At 32.8% G+C, this 19,987-nt stretch carries 21 protein-coding genes, 2 pseudogenes and 1 riboswitch; of the genes and pseudogenes, 14 read left to right on the top strand and 9 right to left on the bottom strand.

Translation table 11 applies throughout. The features are described from left to right. Nucleotides 1–473: 473 nt before the first annotated feature. Nucleotides 474–1,505: a recombinase RecA gene (gene recA, locus ACMX9J_RS22670; RefSeq protein WP_416226209.1), complete on the top strand. Its 1,032-nt coding sequence runs from the start codon at nt 474–476 to the stop codon at nt 1,503–1,505. Nucleotides 1,506–1,633: 128 nt separating this feature from the next. Here the strand turns inward: recA and ACMX9J_RS22665 are convergent, their stop codons facing one another. After that, nucleotides 1,634–2,044 carry a hypothetical protein gene (locus tag ACMX9J_RS22665; protein WP_328141958.1) on the bottom strand — a complete coding sequence of 137 codons (411 nt, stop codon included), beginning with the start codon at nt 2,042–2,044 and terminating at the stop codon, nt 1,634–1,636. Nucleotides 2,045–2,150: 106 nt separating this feature from the next. Here ACMX9J_RS22665 and ACMX9J_RS22660 point away from each other — a divergent pair, with 106 nt between their 5' ends. The 3 genes from ACMX9J_RS22660 to ACMX9J_RS22650 all read left to right on the top strand — a co-directional run bounded on the left by ACMX9J_RS22660 (nt 2,151) and on the right by ACMX9J_RS22650 (nt 4,317). Next, a complete protein-coding gene (locus ACMX9J_RS22660; protein ID WP_033578645.1) occupies nt 2,151–2,420 on the top strand; it encodes a hypothetical protein in 270 nt (89 codons plus the stop codon). A gap of 565 nt (nt 2,421–2,985) precedes the next feature. Next, the gene (locus ACMX9J_RS22655) at nt 2,986–3,648 is read left to right on the top strand and encodes a DUF2711 family protein (protein ID WP_416226208.1); all 663 of its coding nucleotides are present in this window, start codon (nt 2,986–2,988) and stop codon (nt 3,646–3,648) included. A 219-nt stretch (nt 3,649–3,867) separates the two neighbouring features. After that, nucleotides 3,868–4,317: a DUF6843 domain-containing protein gene (locus ACMX9J_RS22650; RefSeq protein ID WP_176344251.1), complete on the top strand. Its 450-nt coding sequence runs from the start codon at nt 3,868–3,870 to the stop codon at nt 4,315–4,317. Nucleotides 4,318–4,481: 164 nt separating this feature from the next. Here the strand turns inward: ACMX9J_RS22650 and ACMX9J_RS22645 are convergent, their stop codons facing one another. After that, nucleotides 4,482–4,676: a VanZ family protein gene (locus ACMX9J_RS22645; protein ID WP_416226260.1), complete on the bottom strand. Its 195-nt coding sequence runs from the start codon at nt 4,674–4,676 to the stop codon at nt 4,482–4,484. A 316-nt stretch (nt 4,677–4,992) separates the two neighbouring features. Between ACMX9J_RS22645 and ACMX9J_RS22640 the strand changes: the two genes are divergently transcribed. Beyond that, complete coding sequence (locus ACMX9J_RS22640; protein ID WP_155017187.1) at nt 4,993–5,142, top strand: hypothetical protein; 150 nt, start codon at nt 4,993–4,995, stop codon at nt 5,140–5,142. 341 nt (nt 5,143–5,483) lie between these two features. On the opposite strand, the pseudogene ACMX9J_RS22635 reads toward ACMX9J_RS22640, so the two are convergent. Together ACMX9J_RS22635 and ACMX9J_RS22630 are read right to left on the bottom strand one after the other, a co-directional pair. Next, nucleotides 5,484–6,355, bottom strand: a pseudogene (locus ACMX9J_RS22635) (cation diffusion facilitator family transporter). 529 nt (nt 6,356–6,884) lie between these two features. Further along, on the bottom strand, nt 6,885–7,610 hold the full coding sequence (locus tag ACMX9J_RS22630) for a ZIP family metal transporter (protein ID WP_416226207.1): 726 nt from the start codon (nt 7,608–7,610) through the stop codon (nt 6,885–6,887). Nucleotides 7,611–7,795: 185 nt separating this feature from the next. Here ACMX9J_RS22630 and ACMX9J_RS22625 point away from each other — a divergent pair, with 185 nt between their 5' ends. Continuing rightward, entirely contained in the window at nt 7,796–8,239 is a 444-nt protein-coding gene (locus tag ACMX9J_RS22625; RefSeq protein WP_176344249.1) for a hypothetical protein, read from the top strand. A gap of 232 nt (nt 8,240–8,471) precedes the next feature. Here ACMX9J_RS22625 and ACMX9J_RS22620 read toward each other — a convergent pair. Next, nucleotides 8,472–9,336: pseudogene (locus tag ACMX9J_RS22620) on the bottom strand (APC family permease); the annotation flags it as partial. A 790-nt stretch (nt 9,337–10,126) separates the two neighbouring features. Here ACMX9J_RS22620 and ACMX9J_RS22615 point away from each other — a divergent pair. Next, on the top strand, nt 10,127–10,411 hold the full coding sequence (locus ACMX9J_RS22615) for an AbrB/MazE/SpoVT family DNA-binding domain-containing protein (protein ID WP_047751215.1): 285 nt from the start codon (nt 10,127–10,129) through the stop codon (nt 10,409–10,411). 421 nt (nt 10,412–10,832) lie between these two features. On the opposite strand, the gene ACMX9J_RS22610 is transcribed toward ACMX9J_RS22615, so the two are convergent. Beyond that, nucleotides 10,833–11,423, bottom strand: a complete 591-nt coding sequence (locus tag ACMX9J_RS22610) for a TetR/AcrR family transcriptional regulator (protein ID WP_047751214.1) — start codon at nt 11,421–11,423, stop codon at nt 10,833–10,835. Between the two features lie 193 nt (nt 11,424–11,616). Between ACMX9J_RS22610 and ACMX9J_RS22605 the strand changes: the two genes are divergently transcribed. The 6 genes from ACMX9J_RS22605 to ACMX9J_RS22580 all read left to right on the top strand — a co-directional run bounded on the left by ACMX9J_RS22605 (nt 11,617) and on the right by ACMX9J_RS22580 (nt 15,385). After that, entirely contained in the window at nt 11,617–12,441 is an 825-nt protein-coding gene (locus ACMX9J_RS22605) for an alpha/beta fold hydrolase (protein ID WP_047751213.1), read from the top strand. Nucleotides 12,442–12,487: 46 nt separating this feature from the next. After that, nucleotides 12,488–13,273, top strand: coding sequence for a tyrosine-protein phosphatase (locus ACMX9J_RS22600; RefSeq protein ID WP_416226206.1), 786 nt, complete (start codon nt 12,488–12,490; stop codon nt 13,271–13,273). 429 nt (nt 13,274–13,702) lie between these two features. Beyond that, nucleotides 13,703–13,963 (top strand): hypothetical protein, encoded by a 261-nt coding sequence (locus ACMX9J_RS22595; protein WP_416226205.1) that lies wholly within the window; start codon nt 13,703–13,705, stop codon nt 13,961–13,963. A gap of 148 nt (nt 13,964–14,111) precedes the next feature. Continuing rightward, nucleotides 14,112–14,510: a cyclase family protein gene (locus ACMX9J_RS22590; protein WP_416226204.1), complete on the top strand. Its 399-nt coding sequence runs from the start codon at nt 14,112–14,114 to the stop codon at nt 14,508–14,510. Beyond that, complete coding sequence (locus ACMX9J_RS22585; RefSeq protein ID WP_416226203.1) at nt 14,431–14,682, top strand: cyclase family protein; 252 nt, start codon at nt 14,431–14,433, stop codon at nt 14,680–14,682. Before ACMX9J_RS22590 ends, ACMX9J_RS22585 begins: the two co-directional genes overlap by 80 nt. A 352-nt stretch (nt 14,683–15,034) precedes the next feature. Next, the gene (locus tag ACMX9J_RS22580; protein ID WP_047751209.1) at nt 15,035–15,385 is read left to right on the top strand and encodes a DoxX family protein; all 351 of its coding nucleotides are present in this window, start codon (nt 15,035–15,037) and stop codon (nt 15,383–15,385) included. Between the two features lie 368 nt (nt 15,386–15,753). On the opposite strand, the gene ACMX9J_RS22575 is transcribed toward ACMX9J_RS22580, so the two are convergent. Then, nucleotides 15,754–16,389 (bottom strand): class I SAM-dependent methyltransferase, encoded by a 636-nt coding sequence (locus tag ACMX9J_RS22575; RefSeq protein ID WP_416226202.1) that lies wholly within the window; start codon nt 16,387–16,389, stop codon nt 15,754–15,756. Between the two features lie 109 nt (nt 16,390–16,498). Between ACMX9J_RS22575 and yeiL the strand changes: the two genes are divergently transcribed. Continuing rightward, nucleotides 16,499–17,161: a transcriptional regulator YeiL gene (yeiL, locus tag ACMX9J_RS22570; protein WP_416226201.1), complete on the top strand. Its 663-nt coding sequence runs from the start codon at nt 16,499–16,501 to the stop codon at nt 17,159–17,161. Nucleotides 17,162–17,316: 155 nt separating this feature from the next. Here the strand turns inward: yeiL and ACMX9J_RS22565 are convergent, their stop codons facing one another. Beyond that, complete coding sequence (locus ACMX9J_RS22565; protein WP_416226200.1) at nt 17,317–18,483, bottom strand: phosphoribosylaminoimidazolecarboxamide formyltransferase; 1,167 nt, start codon at nt 18,481–18,483, stop codon at nt 17,317–17,319. 49 nt (nt 18,484–18,532) lie between these two features. Then, a riboswitch (ZMP/ZTP riboswitch) is annotated at nt 18,533–18,611 on the bottom strand. A 235-nt stretch (nt 18,612–18,846) separates the two neighbouring features. Then, complete coding sequence (locus ACMX9J_RS22560) at nt 18,847–19,431, bottom strand: YitT family protein (RefSeq protein ID WP_047751206.1); 585 nt, start codon at nt 19,429–19,431, stop codon at nt 18,847–18,849. Nucleotides 19,432–19,987: the final 556 nt, after the last annotated feature.

The following is a 19,987-nucleotide window of genomic DNA, read 5'->3' as shown; positions in this document are numbered from 1 at the left end:
ATCACATTTTTAATAACGAATTTCATTTGAATTTATTAGGTTGAAAATTTCTCTAATAAATCTATTATAATTTATCCCTTTTGTTAGTCGATAGTCTAAGCACATGACATAATGTATATAAGAGGATGAATTATTTTTTGAGCGTATAATAAGGGTTATTTTATAGATTGAAGTTTCAATAACTGTAAGTATTAAAGGTATAAACCTACTTTTTACAAAAAAGATATTTCTTTGGCTGGTTTGTACAAAACTTTCTCCTTTACAACTAGATGCGTTTATTGTATGATTACACAATAGGAACATTTGTTCGATATTAAGGGTTTAGAGATAAATAAAGGAACAACAGAATAAACCAAGACAGTTAAACACAAAATTTTCTCGCACGGAGCAAAAACATTTGAGCCAATCCTTATTATTTATCCATATACATTGTCGTTTACTGTAAACGTACTAACAATCGGAGGTTTTAAATTATGAATGATAAACAAGCAGCACTAGATATGGCTCTAAAACAAATTGAAAAACAATTCGGTACAGGATCAATTATTAAGATGGGGGAAGGCACACATACAAAAGTTGAGGCATCTAGCTCAGGCTCATTAGCTTTAGATATCGCTCTTGGAATTAATGGTTATCCAAAAGGAAGAATCATGGAAGTGTACGGACCCGAAAGCTCAGGTAAAACAACAGTTTCCTTACATGCGATTGCAGAAGTACAAAAAAATGGAGGTCGAGCTGCCTTTATTGATGCTGAACACGCACTTGATCCAGTTTACGCAAGAAAACTAGGTGTAGATATTGATGAGTTACTGTTATCTCAACCAGATACTGGTGAGCAGGCACTTGAAATTGCTGAAGCATTAGTTAGAAGTGGTGCTGTAGATATTATTGTTGTTGACTCGGTAGCAGCATTAGTTCCGCAAAAAGAAATTGAGGGAGAAATGGGAGATTCTCATGTAGGTCTACAAGCTCGTTTGATGTCTCAAGCCCTTCGTAAACTATCTGGAGCAATTAATAAGTCTAAAACCATTGCTATCTTCATCAACCAAATCCGGGAGAAGGTAGGCGTTATGTTTGGAAATCCTGAAACAACGCCAGGTGGAAGAGCGCTAAAATTCTATTCTTCCGTTCGCCTTGAGGTTCGCCGCGCTGAACAACTTAAACTGGGAAATGACATAGTTGGTAACAAAACAAGAATTAAAGTAGTCAAAAATAAGATGGCACCTCCTTTCCGCATTGCTGAAGTAGATATTATGTATGGAGAAGGTATCTCAAGAGAAGGAGAAATCTTAGATATTGGTTCTGAAGTAGATATTGTTCAAAAGTCTGGATCTTGGTTTTCATATAATGGAGAACGTTTAGGACAGGGAAGAGAAAACGCTAAGGTTTTCTTAAAAGAAAACCCTGAAATTAGAGAAGAAATTAGAAAAAACATTATTGATTTTAAATATGGTAATACTGACAATGATAATGATATTGATAACGATAGTGAAAACGAAAGCTAATAAAAGCTTAAAATGCCTTTCCCGGCAGCTTCAAGTCCATTCATTTCATTGGAAGCATAAAAAGTTAACGCTAATAAAAACAAATGGATAAATACAGCGCGTATAAAAGCCCTTTAGAAGGGCTTTTTTTATCGCTTTAAAATGTAACGTGGTGGAGGACCATAAACTTGTTCAGCTTCAAAATAGGCAAGTTTGTTTGGAATACATACAATAAGAGAAGGGAAGCCATAGCCTACTGCATGCTCTAAAGCAGTAAGTAAAGGTAGTTCTTTTCCATCGATATCTTCATTAAAAGAAAGGGCATAGCACTGCTTCCCTGCACCATGTTTTTTAAGTAGATTAGCTAATTCACTAACACATGAATTAGGCGTCGGAATTTCAATCATATATTGTTCACATAGATTTCTTTTATAATCGTGGTTAAGGCGATGCAGTGCTTTATCCCGTTTTTTAGGAGAAAAAAGCTCAAACATGACTCTTTCTTGAATTCTCTTCGCAAAAAAGGATTTCACAACAATTTCTTCTATATCTTTATTCATTTAATTCCCTCCTTCATACATCCTTATTATACAAATTTTCCATTCGTGACTGAAATCATGCCAACCTTTTGATAAAATGTAACAATAAGGAAGGAGAAAGAAGTAAATGGACACTAATCAACTACCGACAAGAAGTGAAAGACATAAAACGGAAGAGAACTCATCTCAGCTTAGTGCTGCATTTGTATTAGGGACGTGCTGGATACTCTTTACACTGACTCCTGAATTATGGAGGTCTCCAGGAACTTACATTGTTATCGGCATAATTGCTATTTATCTATCAAGTAAATTAGATAAATTTAAATGCTCCCGAACAGTAAAATGGACGATTGCTCTTTTAGTTTATGTTATTGGATTCATTTTGTATGTTCTATAAAGGAAACGAGTACTATATATATAGCGTTTCTTTATTTTCACGAAGCTTGTTTAGAGTAAAAGCATTTCTTCGTAAATAGACGATGAGTTTAAAAGCTGGAAGAGGGGAGAAATTGAGACAAAATACCGTAACATCTATCATATGTACACTATGTGTACTAAGTACAATTATTATATCTTTTATTGTTTATATGGATATTGATAATTCATTTTCGTTTGGATTTATATTAAGTTATGTATTCTTCATTATTCAAGCATCTTTATATTTGATCATTACGTTTATCATTAACATCAAAAGCATAAAATGGTGTGAACTAAGAAAGAAACTATTTAAATTTATTGGATTGTTCATTTGCTTTAGCGCTGCTATATATTTTTTCAACTATATTTTTCGGCCATCTGAAATAGATAGTTATGATTTTAGCACGCCTTTAGCGATGGCTATTAGTTTAACTTTTTTTGATCTAATGTTCTTTAAAGATAAAGAACGCTAAGGAAATAGAAGTGAGTATTCTACACATATAAAATATACGTAACTACCTACATTGAAGGGAGATGTTCATGTATTGTTGGATTATATAAGGTTAGACCGGGATTTACCTATTTTACCTCAATTACCTCACGGCTTTAAATCTGCTGCTATCCTACTTCATCCTTTCGTTCAGATGCCATTTGGTTGGGAAAAATCAAAGAGAGAAAACCCTTATCAGCATATATATCCTAGTGATGAGGAAATAATTAACCTTGGCGAACCGATATCATGGAAAGAAGTAATGTCCAAGAGTAATCTAGGATCCTACAAAGAATTATCCATAGCGTTGCAAACCCTTACTGATACTAGCGATGAATATAAAAAGTTAGCTTCCTATGCTAAGTTTAATTCTGATTTCTATTACCCTGAAGAAGATCGTACATCATTATTTATACTAAATAGTTTATTAAGAATCCTCTGTTCAAAAGGGGAAAATACTTTATATTTTTCTGAACCTATTCATGACACAAATGGTTCATTTAAAGTCAATGATATGTCATTTTTAGAAATAGCTAACTTATCTCCTAATGAGTCAATTATTACAGATGAAAATATGGATTTTGCATTTATGGGAATCTATGATTCTTTTATAACATTGCTTGTAGCTAAAGATAAAAATATCGAGGATATAATTAAACCCCTTAATCTTGAAGCTTTAATATGTGACAAAGAAATATCTCTTAATTGGTTCTTTTAGTAAGTGCTTAAAATCATGATTATATTAACTAATAATGAACGGAGTATACAATTAAATGTAATTTATGTCGGGTTATAACTAAGTCATCAATTATATAAAAGTGAGGACTTATAATGATAAATGAACCTTTTTTATTAGCGATAACGTTTGTCATATGAACGAACGTTGTATTTTTCATAAATTTATCAAATATTTGTACTGAAGTTGAAGGAGTAAAGAATGAAAAAAATAGGATACATATTTGTGGGACTATTGTTGTTGGTTGGTACAATCTATTTTTTGTTTTTTCACGAACGAAGAGGAATAGATACCGTATATTTAATACCAAATGGCTATAAAGGCTGTGTTGGTGTCTTTTATAACGTAAAAGGAAAGCCGCCTTTAAAAGCCCAAAATGATAAAGTTATTCATAAAATTTCTAAAGATGGAAAGTTAGAAACATCTTCGCCAGAATCTTTTGGTTGGTATTCTACGGAAGATTCAGGTTGGCACAACTCAGAATATTATTATGTAAATGATCAGGGAAAAAGAGTGAAGGAATTGAATTGGGAGAGGGACATTAATTGGGAAATGACGGCTAAAGATGACTACAACGGAAACTATTTTACCTTTTTTGTAGGTGGGAAAGACGATGCTAGCACACCTCAACCCGAATGTTTTAGTCAGTGAGTATATTTTTAAAAACAGAGTCATCACAATGTTTATTTTTAAAGTTATATGTATATGAATCTACAAATCTGGTCAGACTAATAACGTATTCCCAACAGAACAACCTACTGTACAGGAGCAGTAGGTTGTTCTGTTTTATAAATTATATACCTAGTTACCATCAACTAGATTATTGGAACAAAAAGGCAGATATCTATATAGTCACCCTTTTTTATTTTACCGGCTTGCTTATTTATTAAAAGAACCACATAACCTATAACTGTTCCAAACATATTAAGTAGAACATCGTCTATATCTAAGCTACGGCCCATGAAATATTGAATAAATTTAATTAAACATGTAACAGATAAATCTAAGATTGTTACTTTTTTTACTTAACGAAACTTTCTTGATAGGGGTTTATTTTTATAGAATCCTTCAAAAAGGTTGCTATAGACCCACTTGAACTTGCTTTGTTAGGATAAAAGGGAGGAAACATTATGGAGTCCTGTAGTAGATATCTCCATTCTCGCAAATTCCATCTTGGGAGTAGACGCTGCTCATGATATAACAGCTAAAGTAGAGAATACATTAGCATAAGAACACAGTATAGAGGGTGCTAACTTACATGTGGAAACAAGCCAAATAGTAAACATGCCAATTAAAACGAATACATAAAAGGAAGGAATTAATCATATGGAATTAGGATATAAGAAAAACATACAGCTTAAAGATAGAGATTTAAAGTATAAAATAAAAGATAGTGAGGAAACAATTGAATTGATTGTTTTTATTGCACTTTTAAGTGTGATTTTTATTATTAATACTTTCTTTAAATTCTTATAGTCTTATAGTCTTTTTCACATGTGATTGTATGAAAAGATATAGTATGTATGTCTGGACGTGCATATTATAGTAAAAAGCCACCTTTCCTGCAAATACTAGATGGCTTTTTATTTTATTAACGATAATAATTTCTTTAACACTCTGCAATAGATTTGAATATTTTGTTCGTGAAAATATATCTTTTTAGAAACACAAAAACTCATTCATAATGTAAGAAAGAGCTGGGAAATAATAATTCGTAAAAGTGAGTCATGATTTTTTTGTCTGTTGACCTATACATTTAGTTTATTATCGACAGCAATATTCTTCAGGGTTTACACATATAAAAACACCAAGTTGTATTAGTGATGACCTTCACGTTTGGTGGTGGAGCAAATAGCTGACTCATCATGAGAGTGCTCTTCGTTTTCTAACTGGATAGTTGCATGCTCAATTTCTTGATGTTGAAGTTTGGATTCAATTTCTCTTAATATGACCTGACTTTCCAGGAAACTTATTTGATTATTTAACACCACATGACAGGATAATGCATTTTTCCCACTAGTTATACTCCAAACATGTAAATCGTGGACATTTAGTACACCTTTAACTGCATGAATTGTTTCCATTACTTTTTCTAAAGAGATTCCTTTCGGTGTACCTTCCATTAAAATTCCTATTGTCTGCTTTACAATTTTCCATGCGCCCAAAGCAATTAAGAATGCAATAAGAACGCTTAGGATTGGATCTACGATATTCCAGCCAGTGAATAGGATAATAAGTCCTCCGATAATAACTCCTGCCGAAGCCGTTGCGTCCCCAATCATATGAAGTACGGCGCTTTTTACATTGATGTTATCTTCCTTCCTTAAGCCAAGACCTAAGTAAAGGTTCATGACTAAACCAACAGATGCACTAATAAACATCCATGTACTTCCCACTGGTTGGGGACCCTTAAAGCGATCAATGGCTTCGTATAGTATGACAACAGCAATAACAATTAACGTCATGGCATTAATAAAAGCAGCTAGTATCCTGAACGGTGATACCCGTAAGTGAAATTTTCCGAAGCTGGCTTTTGGGCTTGGTGTATAGCAAACCACGATAGCCCTATGGCTGCAATATCTGTAAGTACATGTCCAGCATCAGAAAGTAGGGCTAAGCTGTGTAAAATGAATCCTCCAATTAACTCGACTACCAGGATAATTAAAGTAAGAAAAAATGCTAATTTCATTTTCCCAATTGGAGCATGGGAATGAAATACATCTCCGTGGTCGTGATTGTGGTTGTTTCCCATAAAAATCTCTCCTTTCTGCAAAAACCTGATCATTGTTTGAAAAAACGTTATTTCTCTTGTTCTGGATTTCACTAAAAGTAGTTTATTCAAAAAACTCAATGGGTGGATCTTTAAATCCCCGAAAGTCTTATATACTAAAGATTCCTTTTAAGACAGTAGATATAGAATGTTAATTCTTTTATGATGGGATGGTGCTTTTAAGTTCTGGGAAACCTTAACAGAAGCTTCATCATTTAAAGATTTAATTTGACTATTTGTTTTAGTATTTTCAACTTCATCAAAAATCATTTATGAACCTTCATTTGTGTCACTCAAAAGCTGTTTTCAAATCAATCTCATACTTCTTCTTAACAAATCAGAAAAATTTCGGATCACGATTTTTGAATTTCTTATGTAATATGCTTAATCTTATAAGGATAAAAAAGAGACCTTATAAATTAAGATCTCTAAAATTTTCTATATAAATTTAATGACTATGAAATAGTGAAAGGGAATATTGATAAATATAAATAATTAGTACTCCTAGCAATATTAATAGCCATACATGTAGGTTTCTGAACTGACTAATAGCCTTTCCTATTATTTCATGAAAAATAACAAAAGATAGGGTACCAATTGCTCCTCCAGTCGATAAGGCTTGTATTTTAAGGGAGGAAGCTTGTACACTTTCTCCAATTAATAAACTCCCGCCCAAAGATAGTGATAGAAGGACTATAATGAATAAAAAGAAGACGTTAGGTATTTTTGCTATGGAGAGAACGGTCATTAGGGCCATACCCTCTGGAATTTGGTGTAAGAGGGTAGCTACGAATACGGAAGTTGACTGATGTAGATCTGTTATCCCAAAGGTAATTCCTGTAATAATATTATGAAAAAAGATTGCAGCCGTTAATAAAATAAGTGACTGAAAAGGTGAAATTGCACTATTTGTTTTATGCAAAAAGAGGTCAATGCATAGCATAACGATATATCCTGCTACGATGCCTAATAGAACGCCTTTTAAATCATACAGATGCGATGTGGAAGGAAGGATATCAAAAAATAACAACCCTAATAAGATTCCTCCACATATCGCATACATAAACTGAATTCTACCTCGTGACAGGTGACTAACTAATTTAAGAAGTCTTCCACCTACTAATAAACCCATTAAAGAACCTAAAGTAAATAAGGTATTTATTTCTATATGCATAATTGCTACTTCCTTTCGGCTATATGTTTTTTTACAACTAACCTATTCAAAGGAAGGGCAATCATACCTATGTTTTATAAATGGTTAAAAAAATAAAAGTACATGATATTAACTTTGGAGTGATTTTTAGGTGAATCACTAATAAAAACGGACATACTAACGTTATCTAAAGAAGAGGTGTTACTATGGAATCTCCTTTTGAAATGATAACAGATGTGGATAAGGTGGAAAATGCTTATTATATAGAAGTGAAGCCAGGTGAGTACAATGCAAAGTATTGGAATAAAGAATCGGTCTATTTTGCTGATGAAGCTTTTGCTTATTTCTACACCACGATTTGCAAGTATGTGCCACAGTATGAACCTACCCAAGTGACAGAAATCAAAGCAGAAACATGGCTGAGGATCAGTAATCAGCTGCAAGAACTCGCGTACTTTTTGAGCACCAACCCGCCTATGATTAAACTAAAGAAATGGATTGATTTTAGTAAAGTAGAGGAAACGTACAAACAGTTTGATCATCACAAAAACAAGTACATTCGTGAGTTGATTAACATGATCAAAGAATTTACAGTGTGGATAACAAAGGTATGTCAAACACAATCGTACATCACTATTTTGGGCACTTAATGGGAATCGATGTTGCTTATTGTAATCTATAAGCTATGCAGAAAGTGAAAGAATTGCTCAAAACGAATATGGCATATTGGATGGAAACCTGAAAAAGAAAACGTGTTAGGTTTCTAGGGACTGGATATTGTCAAATTAATTGGAACTTTTTTATCGACAGCAAGACACTTTATAATATCTCCAAGTGGTGTATAGTGAAAATTTCACTATATGTCTCAGAGTTGAGATTCTATAGAAATAAGAAAATAAATGATACGGCTAAATTGAAAAACATTGCTTGACGTGGCACACCATAAATAGGGTGCAATTTCCCTAAAACACCAGGTAAATATTTATTCTTTTCCATACCGTATATCATACGAGATGTGGTAGTAGTATAGGTTATTCCCGTTCCAGAAGGAGAAACAAATGCATCAGTGTACAATACAATAACAAGCCAGTTAATACTTAAAGCAATAGCCAAATCAGCAAATGGAGATTTGAAAACCATTAAATGCAAACACAATGCCGGACGTTGCTACCGCCGTCAGTACACTTGCCCACCCATTTGGTGCGATGCCTTCTCAAGATGTAAAATTTTCACTATGAAAACCGGAAAATAAAAGTGTTCCAATTGTTAAGCCAGGAATCACTATTTTAAAGATTGTGATGAGTGAATTTGCTTTGGAAAAGAGACTTACTGTCCAATAATTTAGTAAGAAATAAATAAGTAATAAAACAGAAGCAATGCCTAATCCAGGTAAAGTAAGCGTGCCATTTTTCACTAAACTACTTGTCCACTTTGCCCACTCCCAGGGCCAAAAACTCATGTATTGTACAGAGGCAACAGCTTCAACTGGGATAACAGATACAATAGCAATCCAGTTTGCCCAAGCAGTAATAAATCCAAGAAACGATCCATGAGAATATTGTGTATATTTAACCATACCTCCTGCTTCCGGAAACATAGATCCAAGCTCGGTGTAAGAAAGCCCAATAAATAAAATAACAATCATACCGATAATCCAAGAAATAATAGCAGCAGGTCCAGCAATTTGAGCTGCTCTCCATGCCCCGAATAACCAACCTGAACCAATGATTGAACCTAGTCCAACCATTGTTAAAGAAAAAGTTCACATCCTACGATGTAAATGATTCATTTTTTTAACCTCTCTCATATAAGTTGTAGTAATTATAGAAAGACTATTACATCCTCGAAAGTCCCTTTCTTTGTAAGGGAAGGATTATAGTAGATATCGTAGTCTGCTTAGCTTCAAAAGGAGTTGATACATCAGCGTAACTTGAAGAGATAGTGATACTCTTTTAAGTCATTAATAAGGATACAATTAGAACAACTTTTTTTCTGTAGTTAGTTTATAAATATCTTCACTCCATTGAAGTGGAATTAAGAAAAGATAAACTATTATTAAACGCTTTCATTTTTCTTCAGCGAAATCGTATCTTTAATTTATAATAGGAACTATATAATCATACAGAAAACGACAAAAATTATAAATTTTCTAAATTATTTTTTTGTGAATGATTCGATAAGAAAGAAGTGCGTATTCTCCATTATTTAGATATAGAAGCATTTAATGTTATCATATATGGATTTAAATACTTTTTTACATATAAATAATTTAATGGATATTATTGGATGATTTTATGTAGAATTTTGTTTAATTGTGTAGTTTGTATCATAAAATGAGGTTTAATAAATCTTTGTTATTAGTTTAAATTCATATATTACTTTTATTAAAAGAAAAAGATAATAAGGTAATATAATACATTTTTGTGATAGGAATTACTCCAGTAAAAAATTCTCTTATGGAGATAATTTGTCACCAAAATACAATTAATTAATAACAATTATTAAATGGAAAGATAATTTAAATTGGGAGTGAGAAAATGAAAAAAATAGGGCTGATTAAGGGTTTAGGCAAATTTGGACGTGTCACATTCCCTAGTGAACTACGACGAACCTTAGGGATAAAAGGCAGTGAGAGTTATGTGGAGATGTCTATAGAAAATGACTTAATAATTATCGAAAAATGTGGTGAAAGTAAACCCTGTGCTATCACTGGTAAGGTAAGTGATAAAAATAAAGTGTATATAGGTAATATCGTGCTAAGCCCAGAAGGAGAAAAGATTTTATTACAACAATTAATTGATATAGAAAAACAGATTGAATGACCATTCTTTCATTTTCACCTTCTAGGAGCTACATTCCTTTCAAAATATATTGGATTGGCTCTTACGTTGCAATGCCACTTGCTGCTGTGATGCGTCCCGTATCTTGCTCGGAGTGAAGAACCTACCTAACCTTGTCGTATCTATTTGGAGCGTCGGCATACGTTTTACTTACCGATATGGTGTGTGATGAAGGTACGATATCAAACGGATCTGCAATGGGAGGCTTGAGCTGTACGAGTCGAAATGCCCACGTAAGGTTCTTAGGAGAGTTAGGGGCAGTGATGCCCCTCGCTTCCCCGACATAATTAAGAACAAATACTCTAGACAGTCTAAAAATAAAAGTAAAAATTTCCCTCTTAGTCTGAAGTAAATTCAAATGATTTCCTTTTTGACGAGTTTCCTTTCTATATGATTGAAATTCTTATTTAGTCAAGCCTATAGCTACATAATCAATTAGTTTATCCATTACTTTTGGAAAAAGGTCGGTGCCAATTTCCTCTTTGTGTAATCGTAGCATCATAATGGCCTGGATGACTCCCACAATTACTTCTGGATTCTCTTGAGGTAAGACACCACGCTCCATCAAAATTTGGATTGCATCGATACCTCTTTGAGTTTGCCATTTGTTAAATTTCATCATCTGTTGTGGAAGCTTTCGTGTGAGTCTTTCGTGTTCGTCGTTTTGAAAAACACGCTGAAGAAAGGGGTTGTCTTCAACAAATTTAAAAGACGTATGAAAAAAGGAAGTTAGTAACTCTTTAGGGGGAAGATTTTCACGAAAGAGTTCATTGAGTACAGTTTCTCTTACTTCTTCTTCGTTTTTTAAGATTTCAAAATAGAGCTCTTCCTTAGATTGAAAAAATTTATAGAAAGAACCTTTTGCAATTCCACATACTTGTATAATATCATCAATACTTGTTTTAGCTAGCCCATATTGGATGAATAGTTCTCTTCCTTTTTCCATAAGGGATTGGTGAATATGTTCTTTTTCTTGTTCTGTAAATTTAGGCATAGAAAAACTCCTTTTGAGATTTTTGTGACTTTTTATGGACATTTAGTCATATACTGTTTATACTTATCTTAACCGTTATGTAAATAAAAGTAAACATTCTTAAATAATCATAATATTTTTTTAGGTTTTATATGACTATATATACTTTTTTGGTCATATAATTAAAAATAATTCTTTATAAGAGGGTGAAAAAATGTTAGAAAAAGTTTTTGATTCAGGAAAGATTCGTTTAAATTATATTGAAACAAATCCTAATTCGTCTGATATATCTCTCTTGCTACTTCATGGCGGGACTGCTAGGTGGCAAACTTTTAGTACTATTCTGCCTAATTTAGAAAAGCTAACCCATGTATATGCAGTAGATTTAAGAGGACATGGTAAATCTGGTAGAGGAGATAAAAATTACAGATTAAAAGATTATGTGGAAGATATCTTTCTTTTTCTTAAAAAACATGTTAACAAACCGACACTTATATTTGGTCATTCACTTGGTGGAATGATTAGTCTTATGATGGCAGTTAACCACCCTACACTTGTTACAGGGGTAATTATTGGTGATTCCCCCTTGTCTATGACAGTTTTAAAAGAAGGGTCCATGGAGTTAATGAAATGGAGAGATATATTACACTCCAATCAAATAGCATTGACAAATCCTAAAGCATTAATTAAAAATACTTCTAAACTCCCACATACAAGGACTCACTTGGTTGATGAAATGATAACAAACTTAACATACATGGATCCAGCTGTATTAACAGCTATGATAGATCGGTTTGAGGAAACATACGCTGGATATCAAGTAGATAAGTTACTTCGTAGAATTCGATGTCCCGTGTTGCTCTTACAAGGCAATCCTGAATTAGGGGGGGTAGTAAGGGATAAAGATGTGCAAAAAGCATTAGAGATTTCCCCTAATTTACAACATAAAAAGATAAAGAATGTAGGTCATACTCTGCATTTAGAAAATAAAGAAGAAGTATTAGCCGTAATTGAACCTTTTATAAAAGCTTTCAAGTAAAACAAGATAAAAGGTAATCTGACTAAATAAAAATGGAGAAACGAAAATGAAAATTGCAGAAAACATATACCAATTTGAAAATTTATATAATTTCCGTGACATTGGAGGCTTTAAAACCAAAGATGGTTGTCACGTGAAGACCGGTATCCTATTCCGTTCAGATGAACTGTCTCGATTGTCTCAAAAAGATGTAGAAAATTTTCATCAAATAAATATAAAGTCAATTTGTGATTTAAGGACGCTTCAGGAACAACAATCAAAAGTCAGTCGTATCCAAACTGGAAAGGAAATTCAACTACTAAACGTATCAATTCATGATAAGAGCAGAGAGTTTACACATCTGGAATTCTTTAAGTTTCTAGTTAGTAAATCCAATACCATTGATTTTGAAAAAATAATGAAAGAAATGTATGACCATATGGCATTTGGTTGTTATAAGGAAATCAATGAAGTTATCACGTTTCTTTCAAATCAAAAAAATTTACCTGCTCTCATTCACTGTACCGGAGGGAAGGATCGTACTGGGTTTATATCAGCCCTTATCCAATTACTTGTGGGGGTGCCATATGAAACAGTGATAAATGAATACCTTTTATCTAATCAATTAATTGCGAAACGTATGAAAAAGGTAGAAATGTTTATTCGATGGATGAGTTTGTTCCAAATGTCTTCAGAGCGTATAAAACCAATCTTAGAAGTTAGACGTGATTACTTAGAAGATGTTTATAACAAAATTATAGAGCAATACGGTGACATTGAAAATTACCTTCGTCTGGCTTGTGAAGTTCCCCAAATCAATTTAGAGATGCTTAAGCAATTATTGATTGAATAATAGAATCAACTATATCTTATGAATATAGAACGTACGGAGGCGTTATGATGGATATGAGTAATTATCAGATTAGTGAAGAAGAAATAAAGAAGGCACAAGATATTGGGTAGTAGACCCCTAAATAAAAAATGTATCCATACAAAGGTAACTATAGATACGTAACAAATAACCAAAATTCACTATGCTAAAACCTGTTTAACTTGAAATAAAGTAAGATAGCATGTTAATCAACGGTTTTCATGTTCCTTTTAAATCAATGAGAAAATCCTTTATTGAGGAGCTTTCTAGATAAAATAATTATTTAATAATAAATAACATGTCAACTAATTATATAGATGAAATACTATTAAAAACCTTAAAAATGAGGTGAATCATTTGATTCTTAAGAAAAATGCAACGTCCACATTATGTTTTTTCGGATTGCTTTTTGTGTTAATTTCAAATTACTTATTATATCATTCCTTTTTTCAAATCAATTCATCATCTCCTAATTTAAATGGAGTGGTAGTAGGTTCTATTTTAAATTTAGGTCTTGTTGTTCCTTTATTATTTTTAGGCTGGCAACGTAAATTCAGCTTGAAGTATTTTATTATGTTAATGCCAGCAGGTCTCATTCTCGCACGTTTTATCATCCCAATAGAATATTTTTCCTCTTTTGAGGCAGTTATATATGCTTGGTTGTTAAAGTAGAGGACATATTATTTGTACTTGAAATTTTATTTGATTGACAATATGTTAATTAGGATTGTAGGAAGTATACACCTTTAGAAAAAGAAAAAATAATGAAATCCCCATATACAAGTTGTTTTTATTAATGTGAACAGAGGGGGGATTTGGTATGAAGAGTCAAAAATATATTGATTTGAGTCATAATACCATTCGAGATGGCATTATAACTTTTAAAGGGCTTCCTGCCCCAATCATTTGTGATGATTTAAGTCGGGAAGAATCTCGAAAACATTACGAAGAAGGTATAGAATTTCAAATTGAAAAAATAGAAATGGTGTCTAATACAGGAACTTATATTGATGTTCCTTTTCATAGGTATGTTAATGGAAAAGATCTATCGGAAACATTAATTGATAAGATGGCTGGTCTAGAAGGAATCATTGTTCATATTGATGAAAACAAAAAAGAGATTGATGAGGATGTCTTTTATGACCTTGCTATGGAAGGAAAAGCTGTTCTTATTCAACACAGGTTGGGATCAATATTGGAATACGAATCAATACTTTGAAAATCACCCGTATTTAATTGAGAAAGCAGCACAATATTTAGGGGATCAAAGAGCTTTTTTAGTTGGAATTGATTCTGTAAATATAGATAATACGTCAGGTAAAGATTGTCCTGTACATACAACTTTATTGGCGCGAGAAATTCTAATCATTAAACATTTATGCAACTTATAAGAAATTTCAACTGAAAACTTTTTATTTATGCTGTTGCTCCAACAATCAAAGGCTTTGGAACTTTTCCAGTTAGAACCTTTGAAGAAGTCTCAAACTAACTATAGTTATTCGACATAGTGGCATTTATATTATTGTTATATTCACAGGGAAGATTCATAAAATCCTTAATCGGTGCGTCTTGTTTTTGTTTTTTATAATTCCTGTTATGGTAACTAACTTTGTATACAACATATATAATCTTCACTTCATGGCTTTTTATTAAATTAATGATAGAACACCATGCGGGATATATACCCAACTTATTATCCATGAGGATGTTACCCAAAAGGATTTTTAAAAGGAGTAAGTTTAGATGATGATTATTATGCAAGCGATTTTAGCCGTTTTTATTTTAGTAGGAGGTTTTATAAAACTTTTTCGTATACCATTTCAGGTTGAACATTGGCAGTACTATCAATATCCATTATGGTTAATGTCTGTAATTGGAATTGTGGAACTTATTGGAGCAATAGGAATGATTGGCGGTATTTGGAATCCATACTTGGTTTTTGTATCTGGCGTATTGTTTGTAATTCTCATGATAGGTGCCATACATGCCCATATTTTTCGAGCTCATCAACCTATTAAGATGATTATTCCTGCAACAATCTGCTTGATATTATCTATGATGGTGATTATGTGGAATTTCAAGGTGTTTTTCTAAGCTAATAACTTTAGTCTGGTTAGGAATTTTAGGGACACCTTTATCGACTTTTGCTAGGTATATTCCTAACAAAGTTGTGTCCTTGGGAATCCTTGCCGTTGCAATTATAATTACATTTGGAGCAGCCCTTATAGGACTCTCTTCACTTAGAAAAAACAGAAAATAAAAGAATTTATAGAAGAAACTCGTCAAAAAGAGGCCTTCACTCAATAAGAGTGAAGGTCTCTTCTGAAAAGTTTTTTCTATCCTCTAGATAAACATCTCCAATTCAGAATGCACTTTCTCCTTTTTATGGCGTAAATTGATTAAGACGCTGTAAGACATCTATCCAATACAATTTCTCCTTTATACTTTTATCTCTAATAAATTCAATTTAATTTTCCCATATACACTAAACCATTTGAACGATTTCCATTCATAGTTGTATATTCTAATTTCTTGTATTCTAAGGTTTCAAATTGATCTACCCATTCTTTCACACGTTCTTCGCTATGATGACGTAAAATGGCCCCATCTGGTAATTCAAAAACCCCATATGTATGATACTTAGTGACTCCCTTTTCATAACGTAATTTATTTCTTTCATCACTATTCAGTAAAAAGTCATTGATGTAGATAATACCTCCTGGTTTTAGTACTCGTTTAATCTCATTTAAAATAGCATTCTGTTCCTCATCTTTATACACACATGTTAAAACTGCAAAAAGTAAAACAGCATCCAAAGAATTCTTAGAAAAAGGAAGGTTCCCACTTTGAATTACTTGAAAATCGATTTCTGAGTCATGAGACTTAGCTCTTTTAATCATTTCTTCCGAAAAGTCTACACCATGTAAATGGTTATAATCGTAACTTCTTAATTCCAATAAAGTCCGTCCATACCCACAACCATAATCCAATATGGCAGCATTGTTACTAACATGTGTTAGGAATAATTCAGGTTGAAAAGGCGTAGTAAATTCTTTTTTATTAGCTACTTCATTCCAATATCCATCTTGTTTGATCATCTTTATGAAACAACTCCCTATTGATCTATCAACTTTTATTGCATCATAGCATGTAAAAACATAAAATAATGTGAGATATCTCATATTTTTTATAATAGTAGGAGAAAAAATGAAATTCTTAAACAACCCTATGCAAAATCACTATATCGAGAAATACTCTATTCAATCACTTTTTTCCTTTCCAATTGCTCCATTTATTCAGGTCTGCGAATTTGAACGTGGTGAATTTATTTATAAGGAAGGCTCTTATCCTCAATATATTTATTATCTTGTTGAAGGTAAGGCAAAACTCTATGTTACACACGAGAATGGGAAAGTGTCCTTAATTAATTTTTTACAAGCTCCAACATTTATGGGGGAAGTGGAACTATTAAATTCACAACGATATTCTAAAGCCATACAAACTGTCACAAAAACCATCTGTTTGGCTATTCCTATTGATACCTGTAAAAATAAGCTCTTAACAGATGTTATATTTCTCAGATATTTATGCAGTTTTTTAAGCGAGAAAGCAACTAGAATTTCAGCAAAGTATACACAAAATCAGGCCTATCCACTTGAGAATCGCCTTGCTGCCTTTATAATATTGTCGGCTGATGATAACTTTTATAAAGAAAAACATACTGAAGTATGCGAATACTTGGGTGTATCATATCGCCATCTACTCCATGTACTAGCCCAACTATGTAAATCAAATATTATTGAAAAGCAATCGCGAGGCTACATTATTAGAGACAAAGAACGTTTGAGAAAATTAGCTGAATTAAATTAAAGACACCCATAATAACCTCGTTTCATAAGAAAGATAATTATATGTATATGATATAAAAGGTAGTTACCATAATCACATGTATCGAAAACAGTTCAAAAGAGCCAGTCCCTTTATAAGTCTTGGCTCTTTTGGGCTAATTATATTTAATTCATAGCTCAATGATGGAATACACGTATACCTGAATGTGCCATGATCATTCCATATTCATTTGCTGCCTGTGTAACTTGTTCATCTCGTAAAGAATTTCCTGTTTGAATCACATATTTAACGCCACTTTGAGCTGCACGATCTATATTATCACGGAAAGGTAGAAAAGCATCGGATGCATAGGAAACGCCTTTTAATCCTTTTAGCCATTCTTGTTTTTCACTCTTACTTAGCCTAGCAGGGACCTCTTCAAAACACCGTTTCCATTGTTCATTTTCTACCTCAGTAATATCATCATTCAGCCATCCATCAATGGCATTATTCACTTCTACACGAGAAATGCCTTCTTTGAACTTCATGTTAAGGGCCCTTGGATGCTGTCTTAACCACCAGTTATCAGCTTTTTCAGCTGCCAACCTTGTACAATGAATACGAGACTGTTGTCCAGCACCAATTCCAATTGTTTGGCCATCTAATGTGAAGCAAACAGAGTTTGATTGTGTATATTTTAATGTAATAAGAGCAACAAGAAGGTCTCTCTTTGCATGATCAGGGATATCACATTGAGTCGTAACAATATGATTAAAAACTTCTTTCTCAATCTGTACATCATTTCTTTGTTGTTCTAGAGTAATGCCAAATACCGTTCTTTTTTCAATTGGATCAGGCACATAGTTTGGATCAATTTCTAAAATTAGATATTTTCCTTTCTTTTTCTGTTTCAAAATCTCTAATGCTTCTTGAGTGTAGCGTGGTGCAACAATCATATCAGAAACCTCTTTTTTGAGGAGAGTAGCTACAGTTATATCCACTTCATCACTAAAAGCAGCACAATCTCCAAATGAAGACATCCTATCTGTCCCACGCGCTCTTGCATAAGCAGTCGCTAAAGGAGACAGGTCTAAGCCTTTAACAAAATAGGATTCAGTAAGTGTCTCATTTAGTGGAGAGTACACAGCTGCACCTGCTGGACTCACATGTTTAAAAGAAGCTGCTGCAGGTTGACCAGTCGCCTGTCGAAGCTCCCGGACCAGTTGAAAAGCGTTTAATACATCTAGAAAGTTAATATAACTCGCTTCTCCATTTAAGATTTTAATAGGCTTGTTCTTAGCATTCTGAACTTTAGCTTCACTTTGATTTGGATTCATCCCATATCGTAAACAAATTTCTTTCACTTAAAAATCTCCTTTCTAAATAAAAAAAAGTATTTGAACTCATGTTCAAATACTTTGCCCAGGCGTACGGCCGTTATCTATGTGCTTCCTCATGGTCCTCCATGTTTACGCCAGTAACACATAGTCTGTTTTATAAGAAAATTTTACATAATAAAAGTAATTTTAACAATACCTTTATCAAAATTTTTCTTTTTAAATTATATATCATATACAAATCTAATTTACATAACAGGTACTCTAGGAACCAACCATAAAAGAGAACCCTTTAGTCAATCTCAGAGTTGTTATAAGAGACCTTTAAATTTATAAAAATCAAGAAGAGGAAAAAATAGAGGATAGAAGATGCTCATTTTATAATCTAAATTATTCTTTTTTAGTAATTAACGAAGTTGTCATTCCACCTATAAAAATTGTGGAACATGAAAAAAGAAACGTTTTAGGTCCTAATAAAGGAAGACCGGCTGTTATGATAAAACCATCGATAATTAAAATAACCATTCCTATGTTTAGAGAAAAGGCCTTTGATATAAGTTGGGCTAGTAAATCTGTTCCTCCAGTGCTTGTCTCATATCGAAGCATAAGACCAACTCCCGTTCCAATACATATTCCTCCAAAAATCACACTAGGAAAAACAGAAAGCTGAAACTGGTCTTTAATAGGTTCTAACCAATCAATTAATAAAGAAGAAATAACTAACCCATAAAAACTATTATAAAAATAAGTTCTTTCATAAACCCAAGCAAACCAGCATAATGGAAAACCCAAAATAATAATCATCACACCTGTAGGAAATTCAAAATAATAGTGAAGGATGAGAGCAATCCCAATTGTTCCTCCATCTAACAAATAATGAGGAACTAAAAATCCATTAATTCCTATACTTAACAATAAGCTTCCGACTAGAACAACCGGTATTTTCCGAATAATAATAATCACCTTTTTAGTCAATTTGTCTTTTACTATATGTATAAGCTTTAGCTAGCTGTCATGAATGTTTTTTATCGGAAAAGAGCTTAGAATAATTTATTCTAAGCTCTTTTTAATTTTATAGATCAGGGAGTCTTTAAAAAATATGGATTCAGAGCCGGAAGCATTCTAACTACACTATATGTTTTCATTCTTTATCAGGCAACTTGCCTAAATTGAATACTTTTTTATCATTTGAGCAAACTACTCAAGACGCCGTGAGGCATCTGCGAAAATCCTTACTACAATAGAGCAGAAAAACCTACTGTCGAGTAGGTTTTTCACTTTTTAAGTTGTATAAGATATACACCCGTAGTTAACATAGAGCCTCTTTAAGGAACCAAGCAAACGAAAAAACCTTTATAAATAAGGGTTTTTTTATTAGGTATGCGGTTTCTTATACATATGCAATACCCCATTATATATGGCTTTTTTTAGAAATAAATGTTAATATATAAAAGATAAATTCCATAATGATGATGTTCAAAAAGCCACCTCTATCGACGACCAGAGGTGGCTTTTTATTTTGCTTACCTTT

The sequence above is a fragment of the Priestia sp. RMT2NF4 genome (assembly GCF_047872835.1).
In the GTDB taxonomy this organism is placed as follows: domain Bacteria; phylum Bacillota; class Bacilli; order Bacillales; family Bacillaceae_H; genus Priestia; species Priestia zanthoxyli.
Note: the sequence above shows the minus strand (reverse complement) of the source record. Positions and strands in the feature narration are given on the sequence as shown.

Coding starts and splice junctions, on each gene's coding strand:
- recA (WP_416226209.1), top strand. CDS start 474: ATGAATGATAAACAAGCAGCACTAGATATGGCTCTAAAACAAATTGAA.
- ACMX9J_RS22665 (WP_328141958.1), bottom strand. CDS start 2,044: ATGAATAAAGATATAGAAGAAATTGTTGTGAAATCCTTTTTTGCGAAG.
- ACMX9J_RS22660 (WP_033578645.1), top strand. CDS start 2,151: ATGGACACTAATCAACTACCGACAAGAAGTGAAAGACATAAAACGGAA.
- ACMX9J_RS22650 (WP_176344251.1), top strand. CDS start 3,868: ATGAAAAAAATAGGATACATATTTGTGGGACTATTGTTGTTGGTTGGT.
- ACMX9J_RS22640 (WP_155017187.1), top strand. CDS start 4,993: ATGGAATTAGGATATAAGAAAAACATACAGCTTAAAGATAGAGATTTA.
- ACMX9J_RS22630 (WP_416226207.1), bottom strand. CDS start 7,610: ATGCATATAGAAATAAATACCTTATTTACTTTAGGTTCTTTAATGGGT.
- ACMX9J_RS22625 (WP_176344249.1), top strand. CDS start 7,796: ATGGAATCTCCTTTTGAAATGATAACAGATGTGGATAAGGTGGAAAAT.
- ACMX9J_RS22615 (WP_047751215.1), top strand. CDS start 10,127: ATGAAAAAAATAGGGCTGATTAAGGGTTTAGGCAAATTTGGACGTGTC.
- ACMX9J_RS22610 (WP_047751214.1), bottom strand. CDS start 11,423: ATGCCTAAATTTACAGAACAAGAAAAAGAACATATTCACCAATCCCTT.
- ACMX9J_RS22605 (WP_047751213.1), top strand. CDS start 11,617: ATGTTAGAAAAAGTTTTTGATTCAGGAAAGATTCGTTTAAATTATATT.
- ACMX9J_RS22600 (WP_416226206.1), top strand. CDS start 12,488: ATGAAAATTGCAGAAAACATATACCAATTTGAAAATTTATATAATTTC.
- ACMX9J_RS22590 (WP_416226204.1), top strand. CDS start 14,112: ATGAAGAGTCAAAAATATATTGATTTGAGTCATAATACCATTCGAGAT.
- ACMX9J_RS22585 (WP_416226203.1), top strand. CDS start 14,431: ATGACCTTGCTATGGAAGGAAAAGCTGTTCTTATTCAACACAGGTTGG.
- ACMX9J_RS22580 (WP_047751209.1), top strand. CDS start 15,035: ATGATGATTATTATGCAAGCGATTTTAGCCGTTTTTATTTTAGTAGGA.
- ACMX9J_RS22575 (WP_416226202.1), bottom strand. CDS start 16,389: ATGATCAAACAAGATGGATATTGGAATGAAGTAGCTAATAAAAAAGAA.
- yeiL (WP_416226201.1), top strand. CDS start 16,499: ATGAAATTCTTAAACAACCCTATGCAAAATCACTATATCGAGAAATAC.